Source organism: Micromonospora sp. NPDC047134 (assembly GCF_040643455.1).
GTDB lineage: Bacteria > Actinomycetota > Actinomycetes > Mycobacteriales > Micromonosporaceae > Micromonospora.
The window spans coordinates 371,276-397,345 of record NZ_JBEYUI010000002.1 but is presented as its reverse complement, the minus strand read 5'-3'; the positions used below and the strand labels follow the sequence as shown (position 1 = coordinate 397,345).

Below are 26,070 nucleotides of genomic sequence, written 5' to 3'. Positions count from 1 at the left end.
ACCGGGTTCCCGACGTGGGAAGCCCCGCATCACGTTCTTGCAAGTTCGATGTCGAACCGACGGCCGACGACCGACGCCCCACTGTCGGTTAATCTACGGTTCCGCCGCGGTCAGGTGGCCCGGCCGCATCGCCCTCTGAGGCGTGACGGGATTCCGCGCGCCAGGTGCATCCGTCGCCTGCCTGTTTGCACGACACCGTGACGTCCGATTCGACGTAGCGGGCGGCGATGGCCGTGTTGAGTTCCTGACAGTACGGGCATGGTGACGCGAAAGTCAGTTTGACGCCGGCACCGGCGGCCTGTTTGCGGTACCGCAGGATCCCGCACTCCGCGTTGCGCAGGACGGTGCCAGAAGGCTGGGGTTCGCTGGTCACCGCCGAGTCGTAAAGCAGCAGTTGGCGCTGCAGCCGATTCATGAAGTGCACGGTGGCTGACTCTCCGGCGGGTCGCTGCGACTGCAGCAGGTCCGCGGTGATGCGTGAGTTCGCCTGGATCCACGCGGACACGCCCTCATCGCCGTGCACGCCCAGAATGAACTCTTCGGCCGCCGCCTGGGCCTCGAAGAACCGCTGGCGCCAGAGATCGACCTTGACGGCGGGGTCGAGGGCAGCAGGGTCATTGGTCATGGTCGGCGTCCTTGCCGGTGGCGAGCTCAGCGAATACCTCCTGGGCGATGCGCAGCCCGTTGTTGGCGACCGGCCATCCCCCGTAGTAGGCGAGCTGGATGATGATTTCGACGATCTTCTCTTGTGACATCCCCAGGTGCAGGGCGGCGCCGATGTGGCCACGCAGCTCCCAGTCGGTCCGGGCCAGGGTGACCGCGGTCAGCGCGATCAATTCGCGCTCCTCGACGCTCAGGTGCGGGCGGGTCCAGATCTCACCGAACAAGTGGTCGATGGTGAGCTGGAGGAAATCGGGGTAGGAGCCTGGGCGGGGTTCGCGGCCGAAGACGTGCTTGAACATGGCCTCACCCCGCTCATGTCGGGCAAGCGGCTGGTTCATCGATCACTCCTTCGTGTTGCCAGGTGGCCTGTCGGACAGTGGTGAATTCCTACGACGCCACGAAGGCGGCGAGCAGCGGCGCGGGGCAGCCTGAACCAGACCCACCCCTGCGCCGGAGCTGTGCGGAGGGCCGTGTCTCGGTCAGATCTCAGAGGATGATGCTGAGCTTTCCGTGTTCGCGAAGACTCTCGTGGTCGAGCACCACGAGACGTCTCCGGACCCGGAACGACTCGCCCTCGACGGCGAGTTCGAGCCGATATTTTCCGACGTACGAGTCAGAGCGCCCGTGTCCGAACCGGTACACGACGACATTCGCCGCCACCTCGATGTGCGTGCCCCGATCAGCCAGGATCTCCACGTTGGTGATCATCCGATTCGTTCGCGACAGGGGATTCTCGCACCACACCTCGCCGTTGAGGAGTTGCTCGATCCGCTGGCGCAGCCGGGCGGCGTTGTCGTCGATCAGCCCGAGCGCGGTGGCCGACTCGCCCCGGACGTCGGTGGCCGGCACCAGGTAGCGGATGTCGTCGGTCAGCATCTCGTCATACCACTCGCGCAGGCGCCACTCGTCGAGCAGTCGCGCCTCACGGAAGAGGAACTGGCTCACCCGGTGCCACAACCGCAGCTGGGCCGTCTCGTCGACCGCCGGATCGGTGTTTATCGTGTCGGTGGTCATCGCCGTTGCGCCCCTTGCCTCTCGGCCCGCTGAGTGACGTCTTGAGCTTCCTCGTGGTCGTCGTCGCCGTCGTGCATCAGCCGGTCCCACTGCCGCCAGAACTCGCGGGCGGGGAGCTCGTCGGTGGTCTCGGGGACCTCTTTGGCCATTCCGCGTGACAGGTCCGAGAAGCGGAGCGTGCGATTGAGGTAGCCCCGTTGACATGACTCGACGATCTCGATGTCGTCGGGGGTGGCGAAACCGGCGGGACCGAGGAAGGTCAGGTAGTGACTCTTACGCAGTTCCCGGATGTCCGGATCCTCGTCCTTGGGGGCCAGCGCGACCGAGGTGATGGACATCTGGCCGGCGCTGACCGGGTCGATCTTGCGGATGGTGATCCCGATCGCGTCGATGATCATCAGGTTGGGAAAGATCATCAACGCCCGATTGGCACCGGTGATCCGTTGGGCGCGTTCGGCGCCGAACCGTTCGACGAACCGTGCGGCCGTCGCCTCCATCCGTGACCTGACCTCGGGGGGGAACATCGGCGTCCAGTAGGCGAGCGGTCGGGCTGCCGCCGGTACCAGCTCGTTGGCGCCATGCCCCCGCCCGAGAGCGCGGGCGAAGCCGCCTCGTCGTCGCGGTGCCATTGTGCCGAGCGACTCGATGTAGCCGACGTAACGCTTGTGCAGGGCGCGGAAGTGGTAGATGTCGACGCTGTTCTCCATCATGAGCTTCCAGTTGGCCCGGGCCCCGTGCAATTGCGCACCTTGGATCACCTCCATTCCCACTTCGGACTGGTCGGCGATCAGATCGAGGTACTCCGTCGCGCCCGCCAGATACTCGGTCAAGGTGCGTGGCTGCTCAGGATCGAAGGTCGCGAACACGAAACCCCGGTAACTGTCGCTGCGGTGCCGCGCCAGGCCGAAGTCGGATTTGCGGAAGCCTGGACCGTACCCGTCCGGGAGCGGAACTCCGACCAGGTCACCCTGGTTGGAGAATGTCCAGTCGTGGTACGGGCACCGGAACGATCTGGCCTGCCCGGCTGGCTGCGAGCAGATCAGGGCCCCCCGGTGCGGGCAGCTGTTGGCGAACACTCGAATCACCCCGTCGGAGCCGCGCGCCATGACCACCGGGCGCCCTCCGACGTCTCGTGACACGTAGGAGCCCGGCGCGGGCACCTCCGACTCGTGCCCGACGTACAACCAGCAGCGATCGAAGATCTTGGTCATCTCCTGTGCGGCCACGTCCTCGTCGGTGTAGGCCCGGTGGTCGACCCGGAATGAGAAGTTCTCAAGATCATCGAACACGATCCGGTCGCCCACCGGCCGCTGTAGTTCTATCGTCACTGCTCCCCCTTTCGCGGTAGCTTCTCGCCCATGCTGAGAACCATTTCCGCCGTGCGCGCGGCGGAATCGCCGCACTCGGGCTGCGCCGCGCGCAGCCGCGCCCGGTAGTCCCGGCCGGGATCAAGCAGATCGGTGACCGCGTCAGCGACCGCCCGTTCTGTGACGTCGGCCGGCTCAATTGCCGTCCCGAAGCCCGCGGTTTCCACGAAGTACGCCTGGATAGGCTGATCCACCGCCAGCGGGATCACCAGCATCGGTGTCGCCGCCCGGATCGACTCCGCCACCGAGTTGTAGCCGCCATGGGTGATGAACACATCGGCGCGCGCAAGGACCTCACGTTGTGGCACGTACGGGGCGGTGAGCACGTCGGCGGGCAGCGCGAGTTCCTCAGCGAGATCTCCCACCGCGGCGATCACCTGTGCACCGGTCTTCACCGCCCCCATGATCACCGTGCGGAGGAGGTCGGGCCGCCGGAAGAAGATCGTGCCGAAGGAGACGAACACCAGCGGACGACCGGGGTCGATCTCCTCCAGGCCGGGAAAGGCGACCTCGTCGCCGCGCTTTCCGGCCGCTCCCGGCAACCCGACCAGTTGCACACCGTCGTCGGTGACCGCTTCATCCCCGACGAGCGAGGGAATCGTCGGCATCAGATTGAGAATCGGCGAACGCGCCGAATGAGTCCGGGTCGACCACAACACCCCGTGCCTGGTCAGATAGTCGCCAACCTGTTCGTCGTACAGCCAGCGACCCCGCCGACGTTCCTTTGGGCATACTCCGCCTAGGTTTGCCCAGATCATCCCGTACGGCACACCGGACGCCTGCGCCCCGGCCATCGCCGCCGCCAATACCGGCAGCGAATCGAGCAGCGCGAAGTCCGGCGCCGTCGCCCGCAGCGCATCAGCCACCTGGTCCGCCAGCGGTGACGATTCGAGCATCGGACCGATCTTTGCCGGATCGTCGCTCCACGGCGCCATCTGGACCTGCCCGACCATGTGGACCTCCGCCGGCCCCAGGGCCTGGCGACGCTGTTCGCCGAGCGCGCCACCGTCCGCTGACAACAACAGCAGCACAACCTCATTGCCGGTGGCTTGGAGCGCATTGACCACCGGAATGTACGGGTTGAGGTGACCATGCTGAGTGGTGGTGAGAAAGACGATGCGCACTAAGTCTCCGATCCATGGGAAAACGAACAAGCCGACTCAGATCTGGGCCGGGATCGACCGTATTGGGCACGATTACGACACCCGGCCTTCGAAGACGAGTCGGCACCGCGACGTACGAGCGGCATAAATCCGCCCGCAGGCACGCGAGAACCCGGCAGTGCGACGGAGCCATCGACGCCCCAAAACTGTTACGAGGATCTACGCAATCCCCTCCATCATTGTGGGGACGCGGACCCGTCTACATCTACTACTCGGAAACAAACTTGCAACAAGGGGTCCAGCGCCTGCGCCGAGGCGACTGCGGAAAGTTTGCCGGACAGGGTGATCAATGTCAATGCCTCAACGCTGTCGGCGCACCCGCAACACCGCCACTTTGACCGAACTCCGCCTCGACCCGCAGCAGGCGGGCAGGTTCCTCGGCAGCGAAGGCGGGAAGGCTGCGGGTTCACAACCCTTCCGGCCGAATCGCTAGATTTCATGTAATGGCGTCAATCAAGTTTGAAATGTCACCCTGGGCGGAGCTGCGAGCCATGGTCACCGGCTATCCGTTCCGACTCACAGACGAGGCCCCTACCCGGGGTCCCCGTTGTTCGACAGGGGGCCTTTCCCTGCCTTATTGCCGATAAGGCGACGCGATCGGCCCGCAGAGCACACGCTCTGCGGGCCGATTTTGGTGCTCCGCCGGACAAAGGAGGCTGACTATGAGCCATTTTCATCCTGCGTGGCGGTCGGCTTCGACGTGGTGCAGGACGAGGATGGCCTGCACGATCGCGGTCGCTCGGCGTGGGCAGCAGCGCAGCTTGACCAGGATCTTCCAGGTCTTGAGGGTGGCGATAGCGCGTTCGCCGCGAGCGCGGATCTTCGCGTGGGCACGGTTGACGGCCTTCTGCCGGCGTGACAGCTTCGGCCGGAAGCGGCGCCGTTTGAACGGGGTGCGGACGCTGCCGGGGGCACCTTGATAGCCCTTGTCCGCGAAGGTCATCACGTCGGCGCTGGTCAGGGCGTCGATGATGCCGTGGGTGCGGGCGGCGGTCAGGTCGTGCGTCGAGCCGGGCAGCGCGGCCGAGGCCCAGACGAGACGCCCGGCCGCGTCGGCGATGACCTGCACGTTCACGCCGTGCCGCTTGTATTTGATGTCCCTATGAATGTCAACTCGTTGAGGGGACTGAGCGGCAGCGATGATCTTGTAAATCGTGCGGGCGAGGTATCGCTTCAAGCAGCGGATGACTTCACGCTTGGTTCGACCCTCAGCGGTGCGTCGTTGTAGGTAGGCCCTCGTCGGAAGGGTCTGCTGCACCGATAGGTGACATCTGAGATGGGTCTGCTGCACCGGCAGGTGACAGGTGTAGTCACGCGGCCTGACTGGCCGGTGGGTGCATGATGGTCTCGAATTCCACGGGGGTCAACCGGGACAGCGACCGCTGGCGTCTGCGGCGGTGGTAGGTCCGTTCGATCCAGGTCACGATCGCGATCCGGAGTTGCTCACGGCTGGTCCAGGATCGCCGGTTAAGGACGTTGTTCTGCAGCAGTCCGAAGAAGGATTCCATGGCGGCGTTGTCGCCGGCGGCGCCGACGCGGCCCATCGATCCGGCCATCCGGTGGCGGTGAAGGGCTCGGACGAATTTCCTGGACCGGAATTGGGATCCGCGGTCGGTGTGCAGGATGCAACCGGACAGTTCACCGCGTCTGGCGGCGGCGTTGTCCAGCGCGGCGACGGCCAGGCGAGACTTCATCCGCGAGTCGATGGAGTAGCCGACGATCCGGTGGGACCACACGTCCTTGATCGCACACAGGTAGAGCTTGCCCTCGGCGGTGTGGTGTTCGGTGATGTCGGCCAGCCACAGCCGGTTCGGGCCGTCGGCGGTGAAATCCCGCTGAACCAGGTCGTCGTGCACGTGTGGACCTGGCTTGCCGCCCTTGCCGCGACGCTTGCGCTTGCCGAACGCGCTCCACCAGCCGTTACCGGAACAGATCCGCCACGCGGTGCGATCGGCCATCGGCTGCCCGGCGTCGCGGGCCTCGTCGACCAGGAACCGGTAGCCGAACTCCGGATCGTCACGGTGGGCGTCGAACAACGCGTTAGCCCGATACGCCGCCACCTCCTCGGCGCTGGTGACGGGTCGGGCAAGCCACCGGTAGTAAGACTGGCGAGCGATCTTCAACACCCGGCACGCCACCGCCACGGGGATCCCGTCGGCGGCCAGCTCGCTCACGAGCGGGTAGAGCCCTTTCCCGGCAGATGCGCCTGCGACAAGTAGGCAGCAGCCCGGCGCAGGACCTCGTTCTCCTGCTCCAACAACCTGATCCGCTTCCGGGCCTCCCGCAGCTCGGCTGACTCGGTACTGGCCGTCCCGGGCGTGACGCCGGCGTCGATGTCGGCCTGGCGAAGCCACTTGAACAACGTCATCGGGTGGACCCCGAAGTCCTTGGCGATCTGCTCGACCGTCACGCCTGGCTCACGGTCACGGGCCACCCGCACGACATCATCGCGGAACTCTCAAGGGTAGGGCTTGGGCACAGCGACATCCTTCCAGCCTGCCGTCACGGCAAGCCATCTCAGATGTCACCTATCGGTGCAGCAGACCCGCTCGCCGCCGCCGGCACCGTGATCTTCCTCGACCTACCCTCCGGCGCATGCCTGTGGGGAATCGCCCAACGCCACTGGCGCTACCGGAGCGGCCAGCACCAAGCCGACTGCACCTACGACCGGATCACCTGGAGCTTCCTTCTCTACATCTCAGCTAGCGGCGCACCATGCGACCCCGCGTTCATAGCCTGCTTCTAGAACACGGACCACATGTCCAGATGACCACCCTCACCAGCCGAGATCGCGCCCACCGGTTCATTCAGCGCGTACGACGGGAGACGCAGCCGTGGCCTGAGCCACGTCGTCCATGACGGTCGCACCGCGTCCAGCCAGACACAATCGCGTCCAACGGCTCCCGAGCACCCACCGAGCGACCACCCATCACCGGTGTACGCGAAAAAGGCCCCGACCGGCAGAGAACTGCCAGTTCAGGGCTTTGCTCGTTGGTGCGCCGCCAGGGGACTCGAACCCCGAACCCGCGGATTAAGAGCATGATCTTGGTCGAGTCAACCGGTCCAACCGGGTCGCTTGAGTCCATCTGTTCGCGGTAGTAGCCCGATTCGCTCGAGCCGGCATCCCAGTCAGTCCATCCAACCACGGCCCCAGTCCACGGCACCCGAGCACCCGTCGAGCACCTACGCGCCTATAGACGGGCCGCTATGACGCCCGCCCTCGCGGCTCAGGCACGAGGGACGACCGCCTACATCGCCGATCCCGTTGATCCGGGTGTCGGGACCCGTCGACGTGTGGCTGTGCCAGCTTCCCTGGTCGAAGGAGGCTTGGCCATGACGGCCGCGCTGCGACCGCGCCCCGCAGCGGTTGGTCGAAAGGTGAGCCTGGCCGATGAGGTGGGAGTGCCAGCGGTGGCGGGCGGACTTCGGCAGCAGGTGCGCAAGTAGTCGTGGCGGTGCGCGGCGGGCAGCGACGTCGCCTGCGTGCGGTAGACGCTGACGGCGGGGCGGTCGCGGCCGAGGCGCCAGAACCAGCCCACCTCCTGTCCAACATCAGCCATAGGGCGGGGTCCTTTCCGAGCCGGACTCGCCTTATCCTGGCTCTTCGATCCTCAGTAGACGGAAGATCACGATCGGATGGTAGACCCAATGAGCAGCGCCCTTCGCGGCATTCGGAGCACCTGTGTTCCGAGACCGGACGTCATCGCGGGCGGCATGAGCGACAACCAGTTCGCCGCCCAGCTCGACAAGGTCGTCCGAGACCCGAGTGGCTACGAGGTCTACTCCGATGCACACCGCTTCTTCGACCTGACGTACCCGACGAGCGGCTTGAAGCAACTCCTCGCCAAGACGTTCGGACGCCTTGCCGGCGTCGCAGGCGATGACGGTGATCACGGCGTTCTCCGCGCCGAGACGTCGTTCGGCGGCGGCAAGACTCACAGCTTGGTGGCCGTGTACCACCTCGCAAAAGGTGCCCGCCCGGCGAACGTCAACGACTTCATCAACACATCGCTGCTACCCGAGGGGCCGGTTAGCGTCGCTGCCGTCGTCGGCGACGTCCTGGATCCGGTAAACGGTCTCGCCACCAATGGCCTGATGAGCCGCACTCTCTGGGGTGAGGTGGGGGCTCAGCTCGGGCCGGCTGCCCACCAAACGCTCGCTCAATCCGACCTTGAACGGACGGCCCCAGGGACCGAGACGCTTCGTAAGGCCTTGGCCGGCCGACCGACCGTCATCATCATCGACGAGATCGCCCAACACCTGCGTCAGGTGGCGGAGTCCGGCAACGAGGATGTCCGCCGCTCCGCCGCCCAGGTCCCGGTCTTCCTCAAGAACCTGTTCGAACTCGCGATGGGCGACCCCGGCGTGGTCGTGATCATCAGCCTCGCCTCCTCCGGCGACGCTTACGCCAAGGAGACCGGTCAACTCGGCAAACTGCTCGACGGCACCAGCAAGGCTGCGACGGCCCACGCCGAGAGCGCCAGTGTCCTCGCCCGGTCGGGACGGGTGATCCAGCCCGCGACCGACAGCGAGATCGCGGAAATCCTAAAGCGGCGGCTGTTCGAGAGCATCGATCCGACCGCCGCGAAGGAAGCCGGAGATGCGTACCGCGGCCTGTACGAACAGATTGGGGCAACCGTTGCGCTGGCTGGCGGCGCGGAAAGTCCGGCTCACTACGGTGACGCGGTCGCCGCAAGCTACCCGTTCCACCCGGAGACAATCCGCGTGCTGGACAAGCGACTGGGGAGCATCCCGAATTTTCAGCGCGCCCGGGGTTCGCTCAAGCTCCTCGCGGAAGTAGTGGCCGACCTGTGGGAAGGCACGTCCAACCCCGAGATCATCAACGTCGCCGACATCAACCTCGCTCGGCTGAACACGCTCAATCACCTCACCATTGCGATCGACCGCACGGCGTTCTCTGGCGTCGCTAAGGTCGATCTGGCCTGGCCGGAGTCGCACTGCCACTTTGTCGATGTCGCCCGCTTCCCCGGCAAGCCGCCGTTCGCCACCCGCACCGCCACCACGGTGTTCCTGCACTCGCTGGAGATGCGCTCAGGTGTCGGCGCCGGGCGCAACGAGTACGTCCTAGGGACGCTACGCGTCGGCGAAGCCCCGGAGATCCTTGACGAGGCGTTGGCGGAGGCAGAGCAGGTCTGTTGGCACCTGACCTACGACGGCACGCGGTGGCGGTTCCATACCGAGCCAAACGTCAACAAGATCGTCGAGGATGGCAAGCGCGATATCCCGAGCACCCGGGTCACTGAGGAGACCAAGGCCCTCATCGCCAAGTCCTTCACCAGCGATGCCGGTGTTACTGCCGTTGTCTTCCCTACTAGCCCTGCCTCTGTCCCGGACGAGCCGCGCCTTCGAGTTGTGGCCTTCGACTACGACCACGTCTCGGTGGAGGGCACCTCTTCGGCCACAGCGCCTGCCCAGGTGGTCGAAATGCGCGACCGCGCCGGAGCAGCAGGAAGCCTGCGGGCATACCGCAACGCTGCGGTGTTCGTCGTTGCCGACACCGGAGCCGTCGAGGACCTTAAGGACCGGGTCCGTTCCCAGCTAGCGCTGGAAGCGCTGGTTACCGAGCCGGCGCGCCTTGCGACGTTCGCAAAAGAGGTCAAGACAAGGGTTCGCGAGATGTACGACGACAGTGGCCTGAACGCCCGCATCGCTGTCACCCGCTGCTACAAACACGTGTACTACCCGGTCAAGGACGCCAGCAACAACCACCTCGCACACCGAGAGCTCCCCGCAGCGCAAAAGGGCGACACGGCCAAGAGCGTCGTCCGCACCGTCCGTGAGCTGCTCGTCAACGAAGGCAAGGTTCGCACCGAGCCCATCCCGACGAACTGGCTGCGACAGCGCGCCTGGGACAAACCCGAGGCGACGACAACGAAAAAGATCAACGACTGGTTCTGGAGGGACCAGTCCGCGTTGCTGCTGCTCGACCCGACCCTGCTCACGGACGCAATTAAGAAGGGCATCGCGAACGACGGGTGGGTCTACTACGACACGCTCACTGAGAAGGCGTACAGCGCGACGTCGGCCACCCCAGCGGTCCAGCTCGTCGACACCGCCGAGCTTTACACCGCCGAAGAAGCCGCCGCGAGAGGCATCCTCGGCCGCGCACCGTCCCTCGGAGATGTGCTGGCCAGCGTCAGTCCCGCGACCACCGGTCCCGCATTGCGCGCCGCCCTAGAGGCCCGGTGCCAGAAGGAGCCGACCAAGGCTCAAGTCGCCGATCAGCTCGCCGAGGCGTTCCGGCAGGGCAGGCTTGTCGTCACCGACGTTACCCCTGCCGCCGGCGTCAAAGCGCTAGGCGTCAAGGAGATCCGTGAGCGAAGCCTCGACAACTTTCATGTCCTCACCAAGGCAGAGGCTGACAAGCTTGGCGTCGAATCGGCCGTTGCGAAGCCCGCGTCCAAGCGCATCGACGCCAAGACGGGCCAGGCCGGCGTCGCGCTGAGCAATTTCCGCGACGCACTGGTGGACAAGGGCAAGCCCCTCGTCGAGATGCGGCTTACCGTTCGCGCCGAGACGGGCAGCGGCCTGCAGGACTTCGACCTACTCGGTATGGCCCTCGCGCAGATGCCAAAGCAGCCCGCCCGGGTCGCGGTAGACGTAGCCGCGTCGCTGCCCGGCCTGGAGGGCGCCGTCGACATCAGGCTCGAAGGTGACAAAGCCAGGTACCAGCAAATCAGCGCTAAGCTGGGCCCACTTCTCAAGGCAGCCAACGAGGTCGACGGCAGGCTTACTCTGACGCTCGACTTCGGCGAGAACGGCGTGACGCCCACGGACGAGGCGTTCGGCACCGTCGACACGGTGATCCGTGGCCTCGGCCCGTCCGAGCTCACCGTCGAAGGAACCGTCGCATGACGACCCCACTCGCAAGGCACTCAAGCGCGACAGGGCTTCACAAGGCCGGCATCCGGACGTTCCGGCTCACGGTCCAGGCCGCACCCGCTCGTAGCGGTGAAGGTGACCGGTACGGCGTGCGCCTCGAGGAGGCGTACGCCGATGGCGAGCGGACCCTCGCATCGAGGGTCGCCAGCACCACCCCGCTGCAGACCGCGCGGCTGCTCGACGCGCTTGTCGCCGCTGTGCGCGCGAGTGGTCACCAGGCCGGCGTGCTGTCGCTGTCTCGTCGCGGGCCCATCCCGCTGGACGAAGCCGCTGGGGTGCGGCTTGCGCTTGCCCTGCTCGCCGCGCAGCCCGTGAGTAAGCCGGACCGCATCCGACGCATTGTCGCAGGGGTCTCCGCCATGAGCACCGAGGAGACCTACTACTGGTACGCGAAGGCCGTCGGCCCCGATGCGGAGCGCGTCCGCCGGGCGCTTCGTCTGTTCCTGGCAGAGGAGTGAGCATGGACAGCCCCCGCGTCCTAGCCGAGGATTGGCTGCCGATGGCCGAGCTCGGTATCGAGTCCCGGCGCGAGAGAGCAGCTGCCAGCGCTCTCCCGCCGCTATCGTTCCTGCACGTCTGGTGGGCCCGGCGGCCGCTCGTCGCCAGCGCGGGCGTCGTGCTCGCAGGTCTCCTTCCAGCCTGGACGCCAGAGCTTGCTGAGGCATTTGCCGACGCCCCGGAAATCGCCAGCGAAGCTGCCTACCGCAACTGGCTCAAGCACCTCACGGGCATCTGGGGTGACCCGGTGAAGGCCCGGAAGGCGTACGACGCGGCGGTGAGCAGCGGCGTCCGCATCCCGAACCCGTACAGCTACAAGCAGGCCTTCCGGAACCACCCCACCGAATACCACACCCACCTGCTGGCAGCGGTTCTCGGCCGCACCTGGGGGGAGCAGCCACTGGTCGCGGACGTCACCGCCGGCGGCGGCAGCATCCCATTCGCCGCGGCACGGCTCGGCCTGCGCACCCACGCCAACGACCTCAATGGGGTCGCCGCGGCCATCCTGCGCTGCGGCGTGCAGTACTCGGCGCAGTACGGACCCGAATTGACCAACGACCTGGATAAGTGGGGCCGAGTTCTGATCACGCGCGTTCAGGCTCGCGTCGCTGATTACTTCCCTTCGGGAACGGGCGAACAAGTCGCGACGTACGTCTGGGCGAGAACTGTGGTGTGTCCGCGGACCGGGAAAAGCGTGCCGCTGGTGCCGGACTGGACGCTCCGTGGCGACAGCGGCAAGGAGGTAGCTGTTCGGCTCGTCGTCGCACGCGATAACGTACCCCTCGCCCAGCCTGAGTTCGAGATCGCCAAGGGTGATGCCATTGACTTCGATCCCAAACAAGGAACTGTCCGGCGCGGCGCCGGCTTCAGCCCGTGGGACGACAGCGTCATCGACGGCGACTACATCAAGGCGGAGGCCCAAGCTGGCCGCCTTGGCGACGCACTCGTCGCCGTGGTCATCCGTAAGCAGGACAGGTCACGCGACTTTCGAGTCCCAACCCAGCGCGACCTCGATGCGCTGTCGCAGGCGAGTCATGACCTCGCGGCTACGCGGCTAAACGCGGAGCAGAACGGCTATCTCCCGACGGAGGACATCCCGCCTGGCAACTACGAACGTGGGCACGGCATGTACGGCATGCATTCTTGGGCCGAGCTCTTCACTGACCGTCAACTGCTGAGCCACGCCGCCTTCGTCAAAGAGTTCAGGCAACTTGCGCCTGAAGTGCGGGCTGCGGTCGGAAACGAGCGCGCGAAGGCCATTATGACCCTGCTGGCGCTAATGCAGGGAAAGACTCTGAACTATAACTCGCGCATGTCGTTCTGGCACACCGCGCGCCAGACCATGGGAAACACGTTCAATAAGCACAACTTCTCTTTTCGATGGACCTTCGCCGAGTTTGAGGGCCGCGCTCTATACGCATGGGCTCTGGAACAGCTGCTTGACGCATACGGTGGCCTAGCGAGGCTCATGGCCCTCACCGGATGCGACGCTGTGACAGGGGCTCCCATGCGTCGGGACATCACCACCACGCAGGGCAATGCAGCGGACATACCGGAACTTCGGGATGGCAGCGTCGCTCATCTCTGCATGGATCCCCCCTACTACGACAACGTGATGTATGCCGAGCTGAGCGACTTCTTCTATGTCTGGGAGAAGCGCACCGCTGGTTTCGTCGCCCCCGAGCTCTTCCCGGCGGACTTGGCGGACAAGGACAACGAGGCTATTGCCAACCCTGCTCGCTTCGCCCACATGGGCAAGCGAGTCCGTGCCCTGGCGGACGCGGACTACGAGGCGAAGATGACCGCCATCTTCACCGAGGCTCGGCGAATCCTGCGCGACGACGGCGTGCTCACGGTCATGTTCACGCACAAGCGCGCCGAAGCCTGGGACACGCTGGGCATGGGTCTCCTCAGAGCAGGCTTCACGATCGAGGCCTCTTGGCCGGTGAACACGGAAGCGGAGCACTCCTTGCACCAATCTGGAGTGAATTCAGCGGCGAGCACGATCATGCTCGTCTGCCGCAAGCGCAGCACGTTGAGGACCTCGGCCAGCGATGTGTACCTCGAGGACATCGAGGGAGAGGTCAGGCAAGTAGCCCGCGAGTCGGTCAAGCGGTTCCGGGCTGACGGCATTGACGGCGTCGACTTGCTGCTGTCCGCCTACGGGCCAACCCTCGGCGTAGTCAGTCAGCATTGGCCGGTGCACAGCAGCGAGGCGGACGACGACGGCCGGGCTCGCCTACTGCGCCCGGAGGAGGCCCTCGCGATCGCCCGGTCAGAGATCGTTCGGGTGCAACGCGCCCGGCTCGTCGGCCGTCCGATCGAATTCGATCCGCTAACAGACTTTGTCGTCGCGTTTTGGGATGTCGTGAAGGATGACACCGCCACGTTCGACGAAGGGCGCCGATTGGCTCTGGCGGTCGGCGGCCTGGACATCGATGAGCTGCAGCGGGCAAAGATCTTGGAAAAGAAAACCGGAACTGTGCGGTTGCTCAGCCCAGAGGAGCGGCTCCGCCCTCGTATGGGTGACGAAGGAATGCCAGGCGTCCGCCCGCAGGCCGCCTCATTCGACAACCTCGTGGACGCGGTCCACACGGTGTGTCTGGTCGCCGATGAGGACGGCCTGGCACACGCGAAGGCGCTCATGGACCGCACGGGTCTGGCGAAGGACGGCCGGTTTGTCGCCGCCGTGCAGGCACTCGTCAACGCGGTGCCGCGCGTCCGCACGAGAGGGGTGTTCGTGCTGCCGCTCGCCGGCAGTCTCGATCGGCTCGTTACTGCCTATCTCCCGCAGGTGGCCCTCCCAGCCGACCCGGCGGAGGGCGAGCAGCTGGTGCAAGGCGACCTGCTCGCGGACCTGCTCGCGTGACCGAACCCGCTGCCACAGGGCCCAGGGACGGTCCTCTGCCTCCGGCCCTGCCGGAGGCAGACTTCACCCGCGTTCCGCTGCAGGTCGCGTACTCGACCGGGGAGCAGCCGCTCACCCGGTTCTACGTGCCGCTGCTGGCGCGGGCGATTGAATACAAGCGGCTCGTCGGCTACTTCAGCGCGCAGGTCCTGGCGAGAGCTGCCGCTGGCTTCGCGCCGTTCGCCGCCCGTCGTGCGAGGATGCAGCTCGTCGTTGGCGCGCAGCTTTCTGACGAGGACGTCGATGCCGTGCTGCGCGGCGAGCCGCTGGACCAGGTCGTCGCCGAGCGACTGTGCCTCGAACCGCTTACCGAAGGCGTGAGCATCGTTCAGAAAGAGCACCTGAGGCTATTAGCATGGTTGCTGCGCGAGGGTCTGCTGGAGCTCCGCGTCGGGGTGCCGGTTGACAGCGACGGCAAGCCGCTGCGGCCGGAGCAGGCCCGTCGCTACTTCCACTCCAAGTACGGGCTGTTCACTGATGCGCTTGGCCGGCAGGTCGCGTTCTCCGGCAGCGACAACGAAACGGTCGCCGGGTGGACCGGCAACCACGAGACCTTCCACGTCTATTGGTCGTGGAACGACGCCGTTTGGCCGCTGTACGGCGCGGATGTCATTCGCCGGTTGGAGCAGCACTGGGACGGTACGCCGGACACGGGCTGGGCAGTGCTGCCGGTTCCGACTGCACTGCGGCAGGGTCTCATCAATATCGTCCCGGCCGGCTGGGCCCCGCCCGCGCAGGACCCCGACCTGCGGCTGCGCGACTTCGACGTACCGGACAACCCGCTCGGCGGAGGCCCTGCGCCGGGCTGGACCCCCACGCCAGCGGAGGACTCGAAGGCCGACGAGAATGCGGTCGAGGCCGACCGGGTCAGGCTGCTGGAGATGCTGCGCGCTCCTCTGTCCCGCACCATGGTGGGCGTGGCGAGCGCGGCGGCCCTGCCGCTGCCGCACCAGCAGCTCATCGCGGTGCGGGCGGTAGAGACCTACCCGCGCGGCTATCTGCTTGCGGACGAGGTCGGCTTAGGCAAGACAATCGAGGCGGGGCTAATTCTGCGCGAGCTGCTCCTGTCCGGCCGGGCTGAGACGGCGCTCCTGCTGGTCCCCGCAAGCGTGATGTCGCAGTGGCAGGAGGAGCTCCACGAGAAGATCAGCCTGGACGTACCGCGGTATGAAGGCGGCGTGTTCCTTGATCGGCACAACCGAGAGGTCCCGTCCGAGCCAACCGCAAACCCCTGGACGGCGTTCCCGGTCGTACTCGCGTCCTCCCACCTGGCGCGGCGCGCCGATCGGCGCGCGCAGGTCCTCGCCGGGAGCTGGGACGTGGTGCTGGTTGACGAGGCGCACCACGCCCGCCGGCGCGGGCTGAAGGCCAACGGCACGCCGAACACGCTGCTGGGCCTGCTACAGACGATGAAGGCACAGCAGTCCTGGAAGGCGCTATACCTAGCGTCGGCCACCCCTATGCAGATGGCACCGCACGAGGCGTGGGACCTCATCGAACTCCTCGGTCTGCCAGGCGAATGGTCCGAATCCGCCGACAAGTTCGTCCGGTACTTCGCCGAGCTCCGCCGACCGCACGCCGACCGTGACTGGGCGCTCCTGTCGCGCATGCTCCGCGACGAGCTCGACGCGCCGGATGCCGCCGCCGACGAGCCGCTGAGAAACCGGGTCGTCAGCGAGCTAGGGCCGGTGGTCTCGCGCAGCATATTGCGGCTCCACCAGCCGCCGCCGCCCAGTCGCCAACGCGTCCTCGGGTGGAAGATCCGGCAATGCGAACTCGCCGACGAATGGCTGCGGGCCCACACACCAATGCGGGATCGAGTGTTCCGGCATACCCGTGGCACGATGCGCCGTTACCAAGAGCAGGGTCTGCTACCCGCCGACCTCATCATTCCGCGACGCACGATCCGCGACGAGTTCATCGGGCTGTCCCCGGCCGAGTGGACGTTATACGAGCGCATCGATGCTTACATCAGTCGCTACTACAACGCCTACATGGCCGCCGGCCCAGGCAACTCCGCCGCCAGAGCCCTCGGTTTCATCATGACGGTGTACCGGCGCCGCCTGACCAGCAGCTTCCAGGCCGTCCGGTTGTCGCTCAAGCGGCGCCGGGAGGCGCTCGCCGCCGGACGGGCGCTCGCCATCTCCGAGCTGCTCGATCCTGACGACAAGACAGCAACTGAAGACGACGAAAGCGGAGTCGACCTGACCGGCGTCGCGGACCCGATCTCGGCCGATCTGCTGGCCGCCGAGATCGCCGAGCTCGACTCGTTCATCGCTGACATAGAGGCGCTCGGCGGTCAGGACACGAAGGCCGAGCAGCTCTACGGCGACCTCAATGAGGCTCTCCTCAGCGGCTACGACAGCGTCGTGCTGTTTACGCAGTACACCGACACGCTGGACTATCTACGAGACCGGCTCGCTGGCCCATACCAGCGCGTCGCGTGCTACTCCGGCCGAGGCGGCGAGCGGTGGGACCCTGCCACGTCCACTTGGACGAAGATCACGAAAAACGAGCTCAAGCAGCTGTTTCGGGAGGGCGAGATCCGCATCCTGCTCGGCACCGACAGCATGAGCGAGGGTCTGAACCTGCAGACCAGCGGCCGGCTGTTCAACTACGACATGCCATGGAACCTCATGCGGGTGGAACAGCGCATCGGACGCGTCGACCGGATCGGTGCCTCGCACGAGGTCGTGACCATCAGCAACTACTTCTACGCTGATACCGTCGAGCAGGCTATCTACTCGTCCATCAAGGATGACTTCGGTGACTTTACGGAGATCGTGGGCGATGCCCAGCCGGTCCTCGCCGCCACCGAGGCGGCGATCAAGGCAGCGGCGATGGCTGCCAGCCCCGCCCAGCGGGACGCCGCGGCGGCCCAGGCAACCCGCGATATCCGGGACCGGGTGCAGGAGGCTACTAGCGGCGACGTTCGCCTATCGGACGCCGAGCAGCAGACCCTCTCCATACCCGAGCTTCACCCATCCGCCAGCCTCGCCGATATAGCAACTGCCATGGTTGGCAACAAGGCAATTGCGCCGTGGCTCAGACCCGACCCAGCGGAGAACGGCGTCTGGGAACTCGCGCTTCCGGGCGCGGCACCGCAACTCGTGTCCTTTGATCGCGCGGTGGCCGATGCGAGTAAGCGCGATGTGTCGTTGTTCACCTGGGGCACAGCGGAGGCGAAAGCCCTGGCGAAACTGCTGGAGGAAGCCGTTCCAGCTAACCCGAACGGGGAGACGTCGTAACTCATTGGGCACTCCGACTTTTGCTTGCCGATGACCGTGGGTGCAGCCCCCTGCGCGGCGGCACCGGGCGCAAGACCACGGCGCGGCCGAGGCGGTAGACGTGATAGCAGGCCCTGGCTGCACGATCGATCGTTGGGGAGGTTGCTGGTTACTGGTGTGCCAAAAATTGGCATTCTGAGGCGCACCGCGACTGCCGTCCCTGCCAGGGCTGGCCGACAGGGATGCCGCCTGGCGGGCCCTGATTCCGCTCGATGAGGACAGGTCGCCAACGCAGCAGCGGCCAGCCAGCGAGGCACCGGCTGGCCGCCGCTGACGACGGGTGGGCAGCCTCCGGTCTACGCCGGCCTTGTCGCGCCACGTTGACGCGGGACGACCGATGCGGTTGCTTCGGCGGCGGCGTGGGATAGCTCGGGGAGGACGTCGCCGTAGAACTTGGCGGTGAAGTGTGGGCTGGAGTGGCGGAGCCGGTTGGAGATCACCTTCATCTGCACGCCGGCGGCCAAGCCCATGGTCGCGGCGCCGTGGCGGAGGTCGTGAAGTCGGATGGGTGGTAGCCCGGCTTGGGCGGCGAGGTGGTGGAAGTGGTCGGTGACGTCGGCGGGGTGTAGCCGCCCGCCATTGGGCGTGGTGAACACGAGTCCGGTGGTGGTCCAAGCGGCACCGGCAGCGAGGCGTTCGCGGTGTTGTCGGGTGCGGTGGGCGCGCAGGACGGCGACGGTTTCGGTGTCGAGGGCGACTGCGGCTTCGCTGTCGGTGGTTTTGGGTGTGTCGATGGTGGTGGCCCAGCCGTGTTGGACGAGTTGCCAGCGGACGGTGAGGGTGGCGGCGTCGAGGTCGAGGTCGTCCCAGTGCAGGCCGCATGCTTCGCCTCGGCGGAGGCCGGTGAAGGTGATGAGGTGGTAGAGGGCGTAGAGCCGGTCGTTCGCGTCGTGGATGTGGTCGAGGAATCTGCCGGTGTGTTCGGGGGTCCAGATCATGATGGGGCTGGGGGTCTTGCCGGTGTCGCGCCAGGTGCGGATGCGTTGGTCGGTCCAGATGGTGGGCTTGGGCGCTCGGGCGGTGGGGAGTTCGATCATGAGGGCGGGGTTGGTGTCGAGGTAGCGGTGGCGGCGCATCGCGTCGTTGAGGGCTTTGCGCAGGGTGGCGTGGATGACGTGCAGTGTTCTGGGGCCGACGATGCGCTGGTTCTTGATCTGGTCGCGTTTGGCGGGGTCGCGGCTGGCGCGCAGGGTGGTGATGGTGGTGTTGCGTTCGGCGATGGTGTCGTACATGGCGTCGATGTGGCCGGGGCGGAGCCGGTCGATGCGCAGGTGGCCGAGGTGCGGAATCAGGTACAGCCGGATGTGCCCTTCGTACGAGCGCAGCGTGCCGGCCTTGATGTTCTTCCGTCCGGCGAGCCAGTCCGTCAGATATGCCTCCATGGTGGGCAGCTCGGTCGGGGTGATATCCAGGTGCAGCGCCCGACGGATCTGATCCGGCGTGGGGATGGGCGCGCCGGACTTGACGGCGCTCTCGAGGAGGTCACCGGTCTTGACGGTGACGTGCGAGTCCGTGGGGTCGGGCACGGCCAGGGCGGCGCGGATGCGATCGAGGACCGCGTCGGCGTCGGCCTGAGTCGGGTAGGGGCCGTGACGTAACGGTCGGCGGGTGCCGTCGGCACGGGCGGGGATCTCGATCTGCCAGTGCCAGTGGCCGTGGGTGCGGGACCAGCCGCCGCCGGGCCGACGAAGCTGGGGACAGGAACGTCCGAGTCGCCGGCCCGTGGTGGTGTCGCGGCAGCCACAGCGTTTGAAGGTGGATCCCTTCACGGGTTGTCTCCTGGGTGCTCGGCGTGGTGCCGCCAGCGGTGTCGGTGGTAGTCCGCTGGTGGCGGGGTCGTTGCATCCACGCTCGTCACGGGGGCGGAATCAAGTCGCCGGCTGTCGTCGGGGGCAAGGGCGCTGTCGTCCAGAAGGAGAAGCCGGAGGAGGCCGGCGACGGGGACGATGATGCGGGTGCCGGCGCGGATCAGCGGCGCGGGGAAGGTGTCGGTGGCGGCCAGGCGGTAGGCCTGGGAACGACTGATGCCGAGGACGGCCGCAGCGGTGGGCAGGGTGGTGGCGGCGCCGAGCGCACGGATCCGCTCGGCAGTCCACGGCGTACCGGCAGGCGGGTGTGGGCTGGTCGTTCGGGTGTCGCGGGTTGGGGTGTTGGTGTTCATGGTGTCGGTTCTCCTGACTGCGGTTGAAGCTGATACGAGGCGAGTGAGGTGGTGGGCGTAGAAGCGGCGGGTACCGGGGCCGTCGGTGGCGCGCTGTCATCGGCCTGTATTCCGGCCTCCTGGTCATGCGACGGAGATGCCGCAGGCTGGTCGGCTTTGAGGGTCTTCAGCAGATGCGATGCTCTGGTGTTGGACACGGTGTGTCCGGTGGAGCGCAACGCGGCTGCCAGAGCGGCGCGGGTCAGGGGCTGACTGTCGGCGGCACGCTGCTCTCGGATGCGCCTGGCGACGGCGAGCAGCTCGTCAGTGTCGGTGGGGTGGGCGGACGGTCCGCGTCGTGACGGCCGCCGTCGGTGGACCGGTCCGCCAGTACGGGAACGGTCCGCCCCGTGCTGATCGTGATGGTTGCCGGTGTCGTGGACGGTCCGTGCGTTGGATGGTTGGTCCGAGTCCGGTGGGATGGACCCGCTGTCGCGGTGTCCGTCCGACTGGGCCGGGATGACGGTGGTGGGCTGGTCCGCCGGCTCGGCGGTGGACGGGTCGGTGTCTGCTTGCGCGGACGGGGACGCGGCGGTGTAGCCGAGGGCGATCTTGACCATGACGAGAAAGCCGAGCGCCGGTACGGCTGCGGCGATCCAACCGATCGGTGACGGCTCGGCTTCCACGACCTGCGCCGCGAGGGACAACGTCACCGCGCAGGCCAGCACCGTCGCCGGGAACACCACCGATACACCGGCTCGTTTACGGCGGCGCAGTTCCAGGCCGGAGGCGATGGACATCAGTTCCAGCACGATCGCGTCCGCCCACGCCAGCCAACCCGGCTGGCCGTGCGCGGCGGCGACATCGCGGACGTGGGTGAAGCTGGCCGCACCAGCCGCCCCACCGATAGCGAGCATGATCACCACCTGGACGTAACCTTCGGCCCGGCTCCGTCCCGACTTGGCATCCGGATCACCTGATGTTGGCGTGGCGGACCACCTCCCCGGACCGGACCACAACCGCCCCCGGCCCCCAGGCCCGGACAAGTGGGCGGACGGTCCCGACGCACCGGTCCGGGACCGTGGACGGACGGGTCCAGACGGGGAGCGCGGAGCGGCCGAAAGAGGGCCGGGACGAAACCTCGGGCCTCGCACTGTCAGGGCGGTCCGGTTCTGTCACCGGTCTGTCAGCCGCCCCCGGTGAGACGCTGACAGACCGGTGACAGAACCACCCCGATGCGGAGTCGGACGCGGACCGTGCGGGGATGGTGTTCGATGACATGTCGAGGTTCATGCCGCCGCCTCCCCCGCCAGGTCACGAGCGTCGGCGACCCACACCGCCAGGTCGGCGAGCGTCGAACGTTGGCCGTCGCCGCCGGCCACGGACCACACCGCCTGCGCGGGGCACAGACCCGCCGTGGTGGCGTGGTCGCGGGCTCCGGTGGCGACCGGCACCAGGGGTGGTGTCTCGGCCAGCAGGCGGCGTAGGTTGCGTTCCCGGGCGGCGGAGTGCAGCCAGAACAGCACCGGCCACACCCGCCCCAACGCCGCGAACCAGTCCCGGTAGCCGAGCAGCTTGCGGGTCAGCACCGACAGCTGCTCGCCACCGGTGTCGTACTCCACGAAGAACGGCACCCCGACACCCCGCACCGTCCACAGGCCGTAGCCGTCCGGACGTACCCGAGGCTGATACGCGCGCACCAGAGCCGGATCCTCCGCCCGGGTGAACACCGCCGAGCGTTGGCACGCCGCCTCCGACAACCACTCCCCCAGCCCGACATCCGCGTGGGTGCGGGCGTAGCCGGCGAGGTCGGTGAAGAAGCCGTTCACACCAAGCCGGTGCTCCAGGGTGCGGCTCGACGTCCAACGGCGCCGCTCCACCCGGGCATGGTCACGCCGTGGTGGCCGCTCATCGCGGCCGGCGGCCACGACCTCCGCGCCGAGCTGATCGATGACGTAGTGATACGGGTACGAGCCGCCGTCGGCGCGCTGCGGCCGGAATCGCCCCACCAGCCGCAACCGGTACAACGTCAGCAACCGGCGCTGGCAGAAATCTAGGGACGGGAACAGGGCATGCGCGATCTGGAACGAGGTAAGTACCCCGTGGTCGTACAGCCAGCCCAGCAACACTCGATCACGGGCGGTCAACTGCGACTGCACCCGCAGAACCGGATCATCCATCCACCATCACCTCCTCTCCGGTACGCATGTGCTCTCCCAGCGGGAGAGACCCGAGACCGGCAGGGGTCTGTCGCAGGACAAGCAGCCACCACTGACAGACCGACTGACCTGCGGTGTAAGTACGAATCGTGGGTCCGTTCGGGGGTCCGGTCGAAGACCGACACCAACCCGGACGGCAAACCCGACCCCCGAACGGGCGTCAAGCCGGAACTGTCACCGCCACCGGCCACGGCGGCGGTTGAAAGCATCGGGAACAACAACGGAACTCCTTGTAGGTCGCCGACGCCGGCCAAGCACGGCATCGGGTGAGAACACGAGATTCGCCCGACCGCCGCCAGAGGCGTTCAGGAGACGCACGTCAGCGAGAGGGTCGTCAGACGCGAACAGATCCGATCCTGCGCGTTGCGCGACTCGTGGACGGGGGCAGCGCCAATCCCGGCAGCCACCAACGGTGAGGCTGCGGCGGCGCACCGGCTCAACCAGCCGGGAGAAGATCCTTCATAGCGGTCCCCCTGTCACTCAGAACACCTTTGACTAGCCTGCCCACTCCTGAGCCCGAACGACAGACGACGCTCGCGAGGAGCGCCACCAAATCGGCCGATCGAACCCGGCAGGCAGACCGCCAAGCGGTCGCGTTCATCCAGTACGCCTCCACCAGCAGCGCCCTGTCAACCAGCTATACCGGCGGTCGATCATGACGGTTCCGGACCCAGGAGGACGCGTCAGCACCGGTTGACCCGCATTAGTTTCCGTCAGCACAAATTTCCCGCTTGAACAGGCGAAAAATCCTTGAAGCACCTGCGCGGGACTCTCATATTCTGAGATGCTTCCCGCCAAGCCCCGCGCGCTCGGGGCGATGTTGAGGGTCACCGCACTCCGGTCGCCGGACCCACTCGATCCGAGCGAAACGTAAGAGACGAGCCCGTAGGGTCGGTCGCGTGGCCGAGACACAGACCGAACCTGATCTCTCCTACATCGCCAACGTGACGCGCGTCCGCGCAGCCGCCGGCATCATCCTCCGCGACGAGGCAGGTCGGGTGTTGATAGTCCACCCGACATACAAGGACGTGTGGGAGATCCCCGGCGGGGCAGTGGAGCCGGACGAGTCCCCGGCAGACGCGTGCGCCCGCGAGGTCAGGGAAGAGCTGGGCCTGTCGGTGTCCGCAGGCGCGCTGCTCTGCGTGGACTGGGTGCCGGCAAGCCCGCCGCGGGACGGCGGACTCATGTTCGTCTTCGAGGGCGGAGTCCTCACGGCAGACCAGATCGCGACGATCCGGCTATGCCCCGACGAGCTGGACCGGTTCGAGTTCGTCGAACCGGAACGCCTCGACGACGTGCTCATTCCTCGGTTGGCTCGGCGGGTTGCTGCGGCAGTCGCCGCGATCGGGCGTGGCGGTGTCTACCTCGAAAACGGACTCGCGGCCTCAAGCAGGTAGTCCGCCGCACTGGCCCGGCTCGCGGTGCGCGTTGATCCCGATGGGTGCACCGGGCACAATCGCCGGGTGATCGCGAGCGTGTTCTTCGATGTGGGCGAGACCATCGTCGACGAGTCCCGGGAGTACGGGACCTGGGCGGACTGGCTCGGGGTGCCGCGCCACACGTTCTCGGCCGTCTTCGGGGCGATCATCGCTCGCGGCCTTGACTACCGGGAGACGTTCCAGGTCTTCCGGCCGGGCTTCGATCTGGCTGAGGAGCGGGAGCGCCGGACGGCGGCGGGGCAGCCGGAGTCCTTCACCGAGGAGGATCTCTATCCGGATGCTCGGCCCTGCCTGGCGGCGCTACGCGAGTCAGGGCTGCAGGTTGGTCTGGCCGGTAACCAGACGGCGCGGGCGGAGACGATCCTGCGTGCCCTGGACCTACCGGTCGACGTGATCGGCACCTCGGACGGCTGGGGTGTGGAGAAGCCTTCGGCCGCGTTCTTCGACCGCGTGATTGCCGAGGCGGGATGCCCGGCTGATCAGGTGCTTTACGTCGGGGACCGGTTGGACAACGACATCCGGCCGGCGCAGGAGGCGGGTATCGCGACCGCCCTGGTCCGTCGCGGCCCGTGGGGTTACATCCTCGGCGACGAAGCGGTCAGCGACCGGTGTCTGTTCCAGCTCGATTCACTGGCCGAGCTGCCTGACCTCGTGCGCAAGCACAACGAGTCGGCGCGCTAGCTACCCGGCAGGGCGGCGCGGCTGGCGGTGAGGGCGGCGACTCGTTCGTCCAGCAGGGTGCCGTGTCGGCTGTCGCCGAGCATGGGACGGACGGTTCGGACCCGGTCGAGGCCGACGCCGTACCAGTCGTTTTGCAGGGCGTCGACGGCTTGGTTGAGGTAGTCGGCGGCCTGGTCGCCGTCTTGGCCGTGTGCGGTGGCGAGGTCGGCGAGTACGACGCTGCGCTGCTTGGCGCCGGCGGCAGTGAGCGCGGCGAGCGCCTGGTTGAGCTGGCTGGCCGCTTCGCTGTGGTCGCCGCCGGCGAGGGCTGCGTAGCCAGCGAACGAGTGCAGGCGGCCGTTGTCGTAGAAGTCGAGCCATTCGGGCGGGGTGCCGTCACCGTCGACCGCGCCTGCGGCGAGGTCGATGTGACGGCGGCTGGCGGCTGCGGCTCCGGCACGCGCCTCGATCTCCGAGGCGACGCAGTGCAGCCATGACCGGACCATGGGGCTGACGCCGTGCCAGGTGTGCTGGAGGGCAGCGTCGATCAGCGGCCGGGCGTTGGCCGGCTGGTGGCCGAAGGCGGGAACGAACGCCATGTGGCCGAGGACAGCGGCGGCCAGGGCGTGGTCACCGGCTTCGCGGGTGGCGGCGAGGGCGACGTCGTAGCAGCGTTCGGCGATGGCGGGTTGGCTGAGGTCGAAGAAGGCGAGCCGGGCGGTGAGCAGCGCGGACTCCGCGAGGGCGGAGGCAAGACTGGTCCGGCTGGCACCGGTGGCAGCGCGCAGGAGCCCGACGCCGAGCTGGGTGTGGGCGTAGGCGGCCTCGTAGAGCGGCCGGGGCGGGCTGGTCCAGTACAACTCGCGTTGGCAGCGGACGATCTGCCGGTACGAGTCGGGGTCGATGGTCTTGCCGTCGGCGTGTGCGGCTTCCGGGTCAAGGGACAGCAAGGGCGCGACCAGTGGCAGCATGCTGGCGCCGACCAGCGCGCGTAGCACGGACGCGCGGTCCCAACCGTTGCCGTTGTCCTCTCCAGTGAGCATGTCCCACAACCTCCTGAACTCGTGCAGTGTTTCCGCGTCCGGGCGTACGGCCAGTTCGTCGGGGGTGAGCAGGCCGAGGTCGCTGGCCGGCTTCCCGAAGATCGCGACCAGGTGTTTGCGGTACCGCGGGTCCGGCCACCGCTCGCCGATCTCCCACCGCCGGACGGTGTTGGCGTTGAGCCCGGTGTCGATCTCTCCAGCGCGGCTCATCTCGGTCCGAATGCGTTCGGTCACCTCCTCGTAGGACCAGCCGCGTTGGAGTCTCTCCCACGCTAGCTGCCGGTTCGAGGGGTAGCGCCGTCCCGCCATCGCGCACCTCCGGGCATCGCCTGTCGACATCGATCACGCTAGCCAGTCCGGCTACCCGTCGTCACCACGTGGTTGCGATTGGACGGGTAGTGGACGGTACCGGTCCGCTGCCGTGGACGGTTCGCTATTGCCGAGCATCGAAGCCGCCTGCTCCGGGCTGGCCTCGATGGTCGCCGACCAGTCCCGTCAACGGCATGAGGTTCATCGTGGACACGTCGCACAGACCCGAGATTGCGTCGCTCCGACCGGATCCGATTGCCTCGACGGCGGTCGGCTCCGGTGCCGTGAGGTTGACTCCGCGCCCGCGTACCGCCAACGAGGCTGCGCGGGCGGGCGACCGGCGAGAATCCCCCACTCGCCGCCTCCCGGTCGCGGGCCCGCCAGGCTCCCGGCGGGCCCGCAACACCGGTCGCCGATTCCGCGCGCCCGACAGCCATTCGCAGGTTGCGCAGCCGAG

General features: G+C 67.1%; 17 protein-coding genes and 2 pseudogenes. 6 read left to right on the top strand and 13 right to left on the bottom strand.

Translation table 11 applies throughout. The annotated features are described in order from the left end of the window. Nucleotides 1-88: 88 nt before the first annotated feature. The 8 genes and pseudogenes from ABZ795_RS04645 to ABZ795_RS04610 form a co-directional block, all read right to left on the bottom strand. Complete coding sequence (locus ABZ795_RS04645; protein ID WP_357528834.1) at nt 89-625, bottom strand: hypothetical protein; 537 nt, start codon at nt 623-625, stop codon at nt 89-91. After that, nucleotides 615-1,001 (bottom strand): carboxymuconolactone decarboxylase family protein, encoded by a 387-nt coding sequence (locus ABZ795_RS04640; RefSeq protein ID WP_013731917.1) that lies wholly within the window; start codon nt 999-1,001, stop codon nt 615-617. The genes ABZ795_RS04645 and ABZ795_RS04640 overlap by 11 nt, the downstream gene beginning before the upstream one ends. A gap of 148 nt (nt 1,002-1,149) precedes the next feature. Beyond that, nucleotides 1,150-1,677 (bottom strand): aromatic-ring-hydroxylating dioxygenase subunit beta, encoded by a 528-nt coding sequence (locus ABZ795_RS04635; RefSeq protein ID WP_013731916.1) that lies wholly within the window; start codon nt 1,675-1,677, stop codon nt 1,150-1,152. Continuing rightward, on the bottom strand, nt 1,674-3,005 hold the full coding sequence (locus ABZ795_RS04630) for an aromatic ring-hydroxylating dioxygenase subunit alpha (protein WP_357528831.1): 1,332 nt from the start codon (nt 3,003-3,005) through the stop codon (nt 1,674-1,676). Before ABZ795_RS04630 ends, ABZ795_RS04635 begins: the two co-directional genes overlap by 4 nt. Beyond that, nucleotides 3,002-4,168, bottom strand: coding sequence for a glycosyltransferase (locus ABZ795_RS04625; protein ID WP_327022425.1), 1,167 nt, complete (start codon nt 4,166-4,168; stop codon nt 3,002-3,004). The genes ABZ795_RS04630 and ABZ795_RS04625 overlap by 4 nt, the downstream gene beginning before the upstream one ends. 712 nt (nt 4,169-4,880) lie before the next feature. Next, a pseudogene (locus ABZ795_RS04620) lies at nt 4,881-5,300 on the bottom strand (transposase family protein); the annotation flags it as partial. 39 nt (nt 5,301-5,339) lie between these two features. After that, nucleotides 5,340-5,447, bottom strand: a pseudogene (locus tag ABZ795_RS04615) (IS110 family transposase); the annotation flags it as partial. A gap of 70 nt (nt 5,448-5,517) precedes the next feature. After that, a protein-coding gene (locus ABZ795_RS04610) for an IS3 family transposase (protein ID WP_357528829.1) occupies nt 5,518-6,647 on the bottom strand; the annotation gives its coding sequence in 2 pieces (ribosomal slippage) (nt 5,518-6,399 and nt 6,402-6,647; 1,128 coding nt in all). A gap of 1,274 nt (nt 6,648-7,921) precedes the next feature. On the opposite strand from ABZ795_RS04610, the gene ABZ795_RS04605 reads away from it, so the two are divergent. The 4 genes from ABZ795_RS04605 to ABZ795_RS04590 all read left to right on the top strand — a co-directional run bounded on the left by ABZ795_RS04605 (nt 7,922) and on the right by ABZ795_RS04590 (nt 17,764). After that, nucleotides 7,922-11,083, top strand: coding sequence for a DUF499 domain-containing protein (locus tag ABZ795_RS04605; protein WP_357528827.1), 3,162 nt, complete (start codon nt 7,922-7,924; stop codon nt 11,081-11,083). A 116-nt stretch (nt 11,084-11,199) separates the two neighbouring features. Then, the gene (locus ABZ795_RS04600) at nt 11,200-11,568 is read left to right on the top strand and encodes a hypothetical protein (protein ID WP_357528825.1); all 369 of its coding nucleotides are present in this window, start codon (nt 11,200-11,202) and stop codon (nt 11,566-11,568) included. 2 nt (nt 11,569-11,570) lie between these two features. After that, on the top strand, nt 11,571-14,477 hold the full coding sequence (locus tag ABZ795_RS04595; protein WP_357528823.1) for a DUF1156 domain-containing protein: 2,907 nt from the start codon (nt 11,571-11,573) through the stop codon (nt 14,475-14,477). After that, nucleotides 14,474-17,764, top strand: coding sequence for an SNF2-related protein (locus ABZ795_RS04590; protein WP_357528821.1), 3,291 nt, complete (start codon nt 14,474-14,476; stop codon nt 17,762-17,764). Before ABZ795_RS04595 ends, ABZ795_RS04590 begins: the two co-directional genes overlap by 4 nt. 335 nt (nt 17,765-18,099) lie before the next feature. On the opposite strand, the gene ABZ795_RS04585 is transcribed toward ABZ795_RS04590, so the two are convergent. The 4 genes from ABZ795_RS04585 to ABZ795_RS04570 form a co-directional block, all read right to left on the bottom strand. Further along, a complete protein-coding gene (locus ABZ795_RS04585; protein WP_357528819.1) occupies nt 18,100-19,572 on the bottom strand; it encodes a tyrosine-type recombinase/integrase in 1,473 nt (490 codons plus the stop codon). Continuing rightward, complete coding sequence (locus tag ABZ795_RS04580; protein WP_357528817.1) at nt 19,569-19,964, bottom strand: hypothetical protein; 396 nt, start codon at nt 19,962-19,964, stop codon at nt 19,569-19,571. Before ABZ795_RS04580 ends, ABZ795_RS04585 begins: the two co-directional genes overlap by 4 nt. After that, nucleotides 19,961-20,860: a DUF2637 domain-containing protein gene (locus tag ABZ795_RS04575; RefSeq protein ID WP_357528815.1), complete on the bottom strand. Its 900-nt coding sequence runs from the start codon at nt 20,858-20,860 to the stop codon at nt 19,961-19,963. The genes ABZ795_RS04580 and ABZ795_RS04575 overlap by 4 nt, the downstream gene beginning before the upstream one ends. 372 nt (nt 20,861-21,232) lie before the next feature. Further along, nucleotides 21,233-22,123, bottom strand: a complete 891-nt coding sequence (locus ABZ795_RS04570; protein ID WP_357528813.1) for a replication-relaxation family protein — start codon at nt 22,121-22,123, stop codon at nt 21,233-21,235. Between the two features lie 938 nt (nt 22,124-23,061). Between ABZ795_RS04570 and ABZ795_RS04565 the strand changes: the two genes are divergently transcribed. Together ABZ795_RS04565 and ABZ795_RS04560 are read left to right on the top strand one after the other, a co-directional pair. Next, nucleotides 23,062-23,559 (top strand): NUDIX hydrolase, encoded by a 498-nt coding sequence (locus tag ABZ795_RS04565; RefSeq protein WP_357528811.1) that lies wholly within the window; start codon nt 23,062-23,064, stop codon nt 23,557-23,559. Between the two features lie 66 nt (nt 23,560-23,625). Further along, nucleotides 23,626-24,282, top strand: a complete 657-nt coding sequence (locus ABZ795_RS04560) for an HAD family hydrolase (RefSeq protein WP_357529026.1) — start codon at nt 23,626-23,628, stop codon at nt 24,280-24,282. Here the strand turns inward: ABZ795_RS04560 and ABZ795_RS04555 are convergent. After that, the gene (locus ABZ795_RS04555) at nt 24,279-25,613 is read right to left on the bottom strand and encodes a helix-turn-helix transcriptional regulator (RefSeq protein WP_357528809.1); all 1,335 of its coding nucleotides are present in this window, start codon (nt 25,611-25,613) and stop codon (nt 24,279-24,281) included. The two genes, ABZ795_RS04560 and ABZ795_RS04555, sit on opposite strands and share 4 nt — an antisense overlap. Between the last annotated feature and the right edge of the window lie 457 nt (nt 25,614-26,070).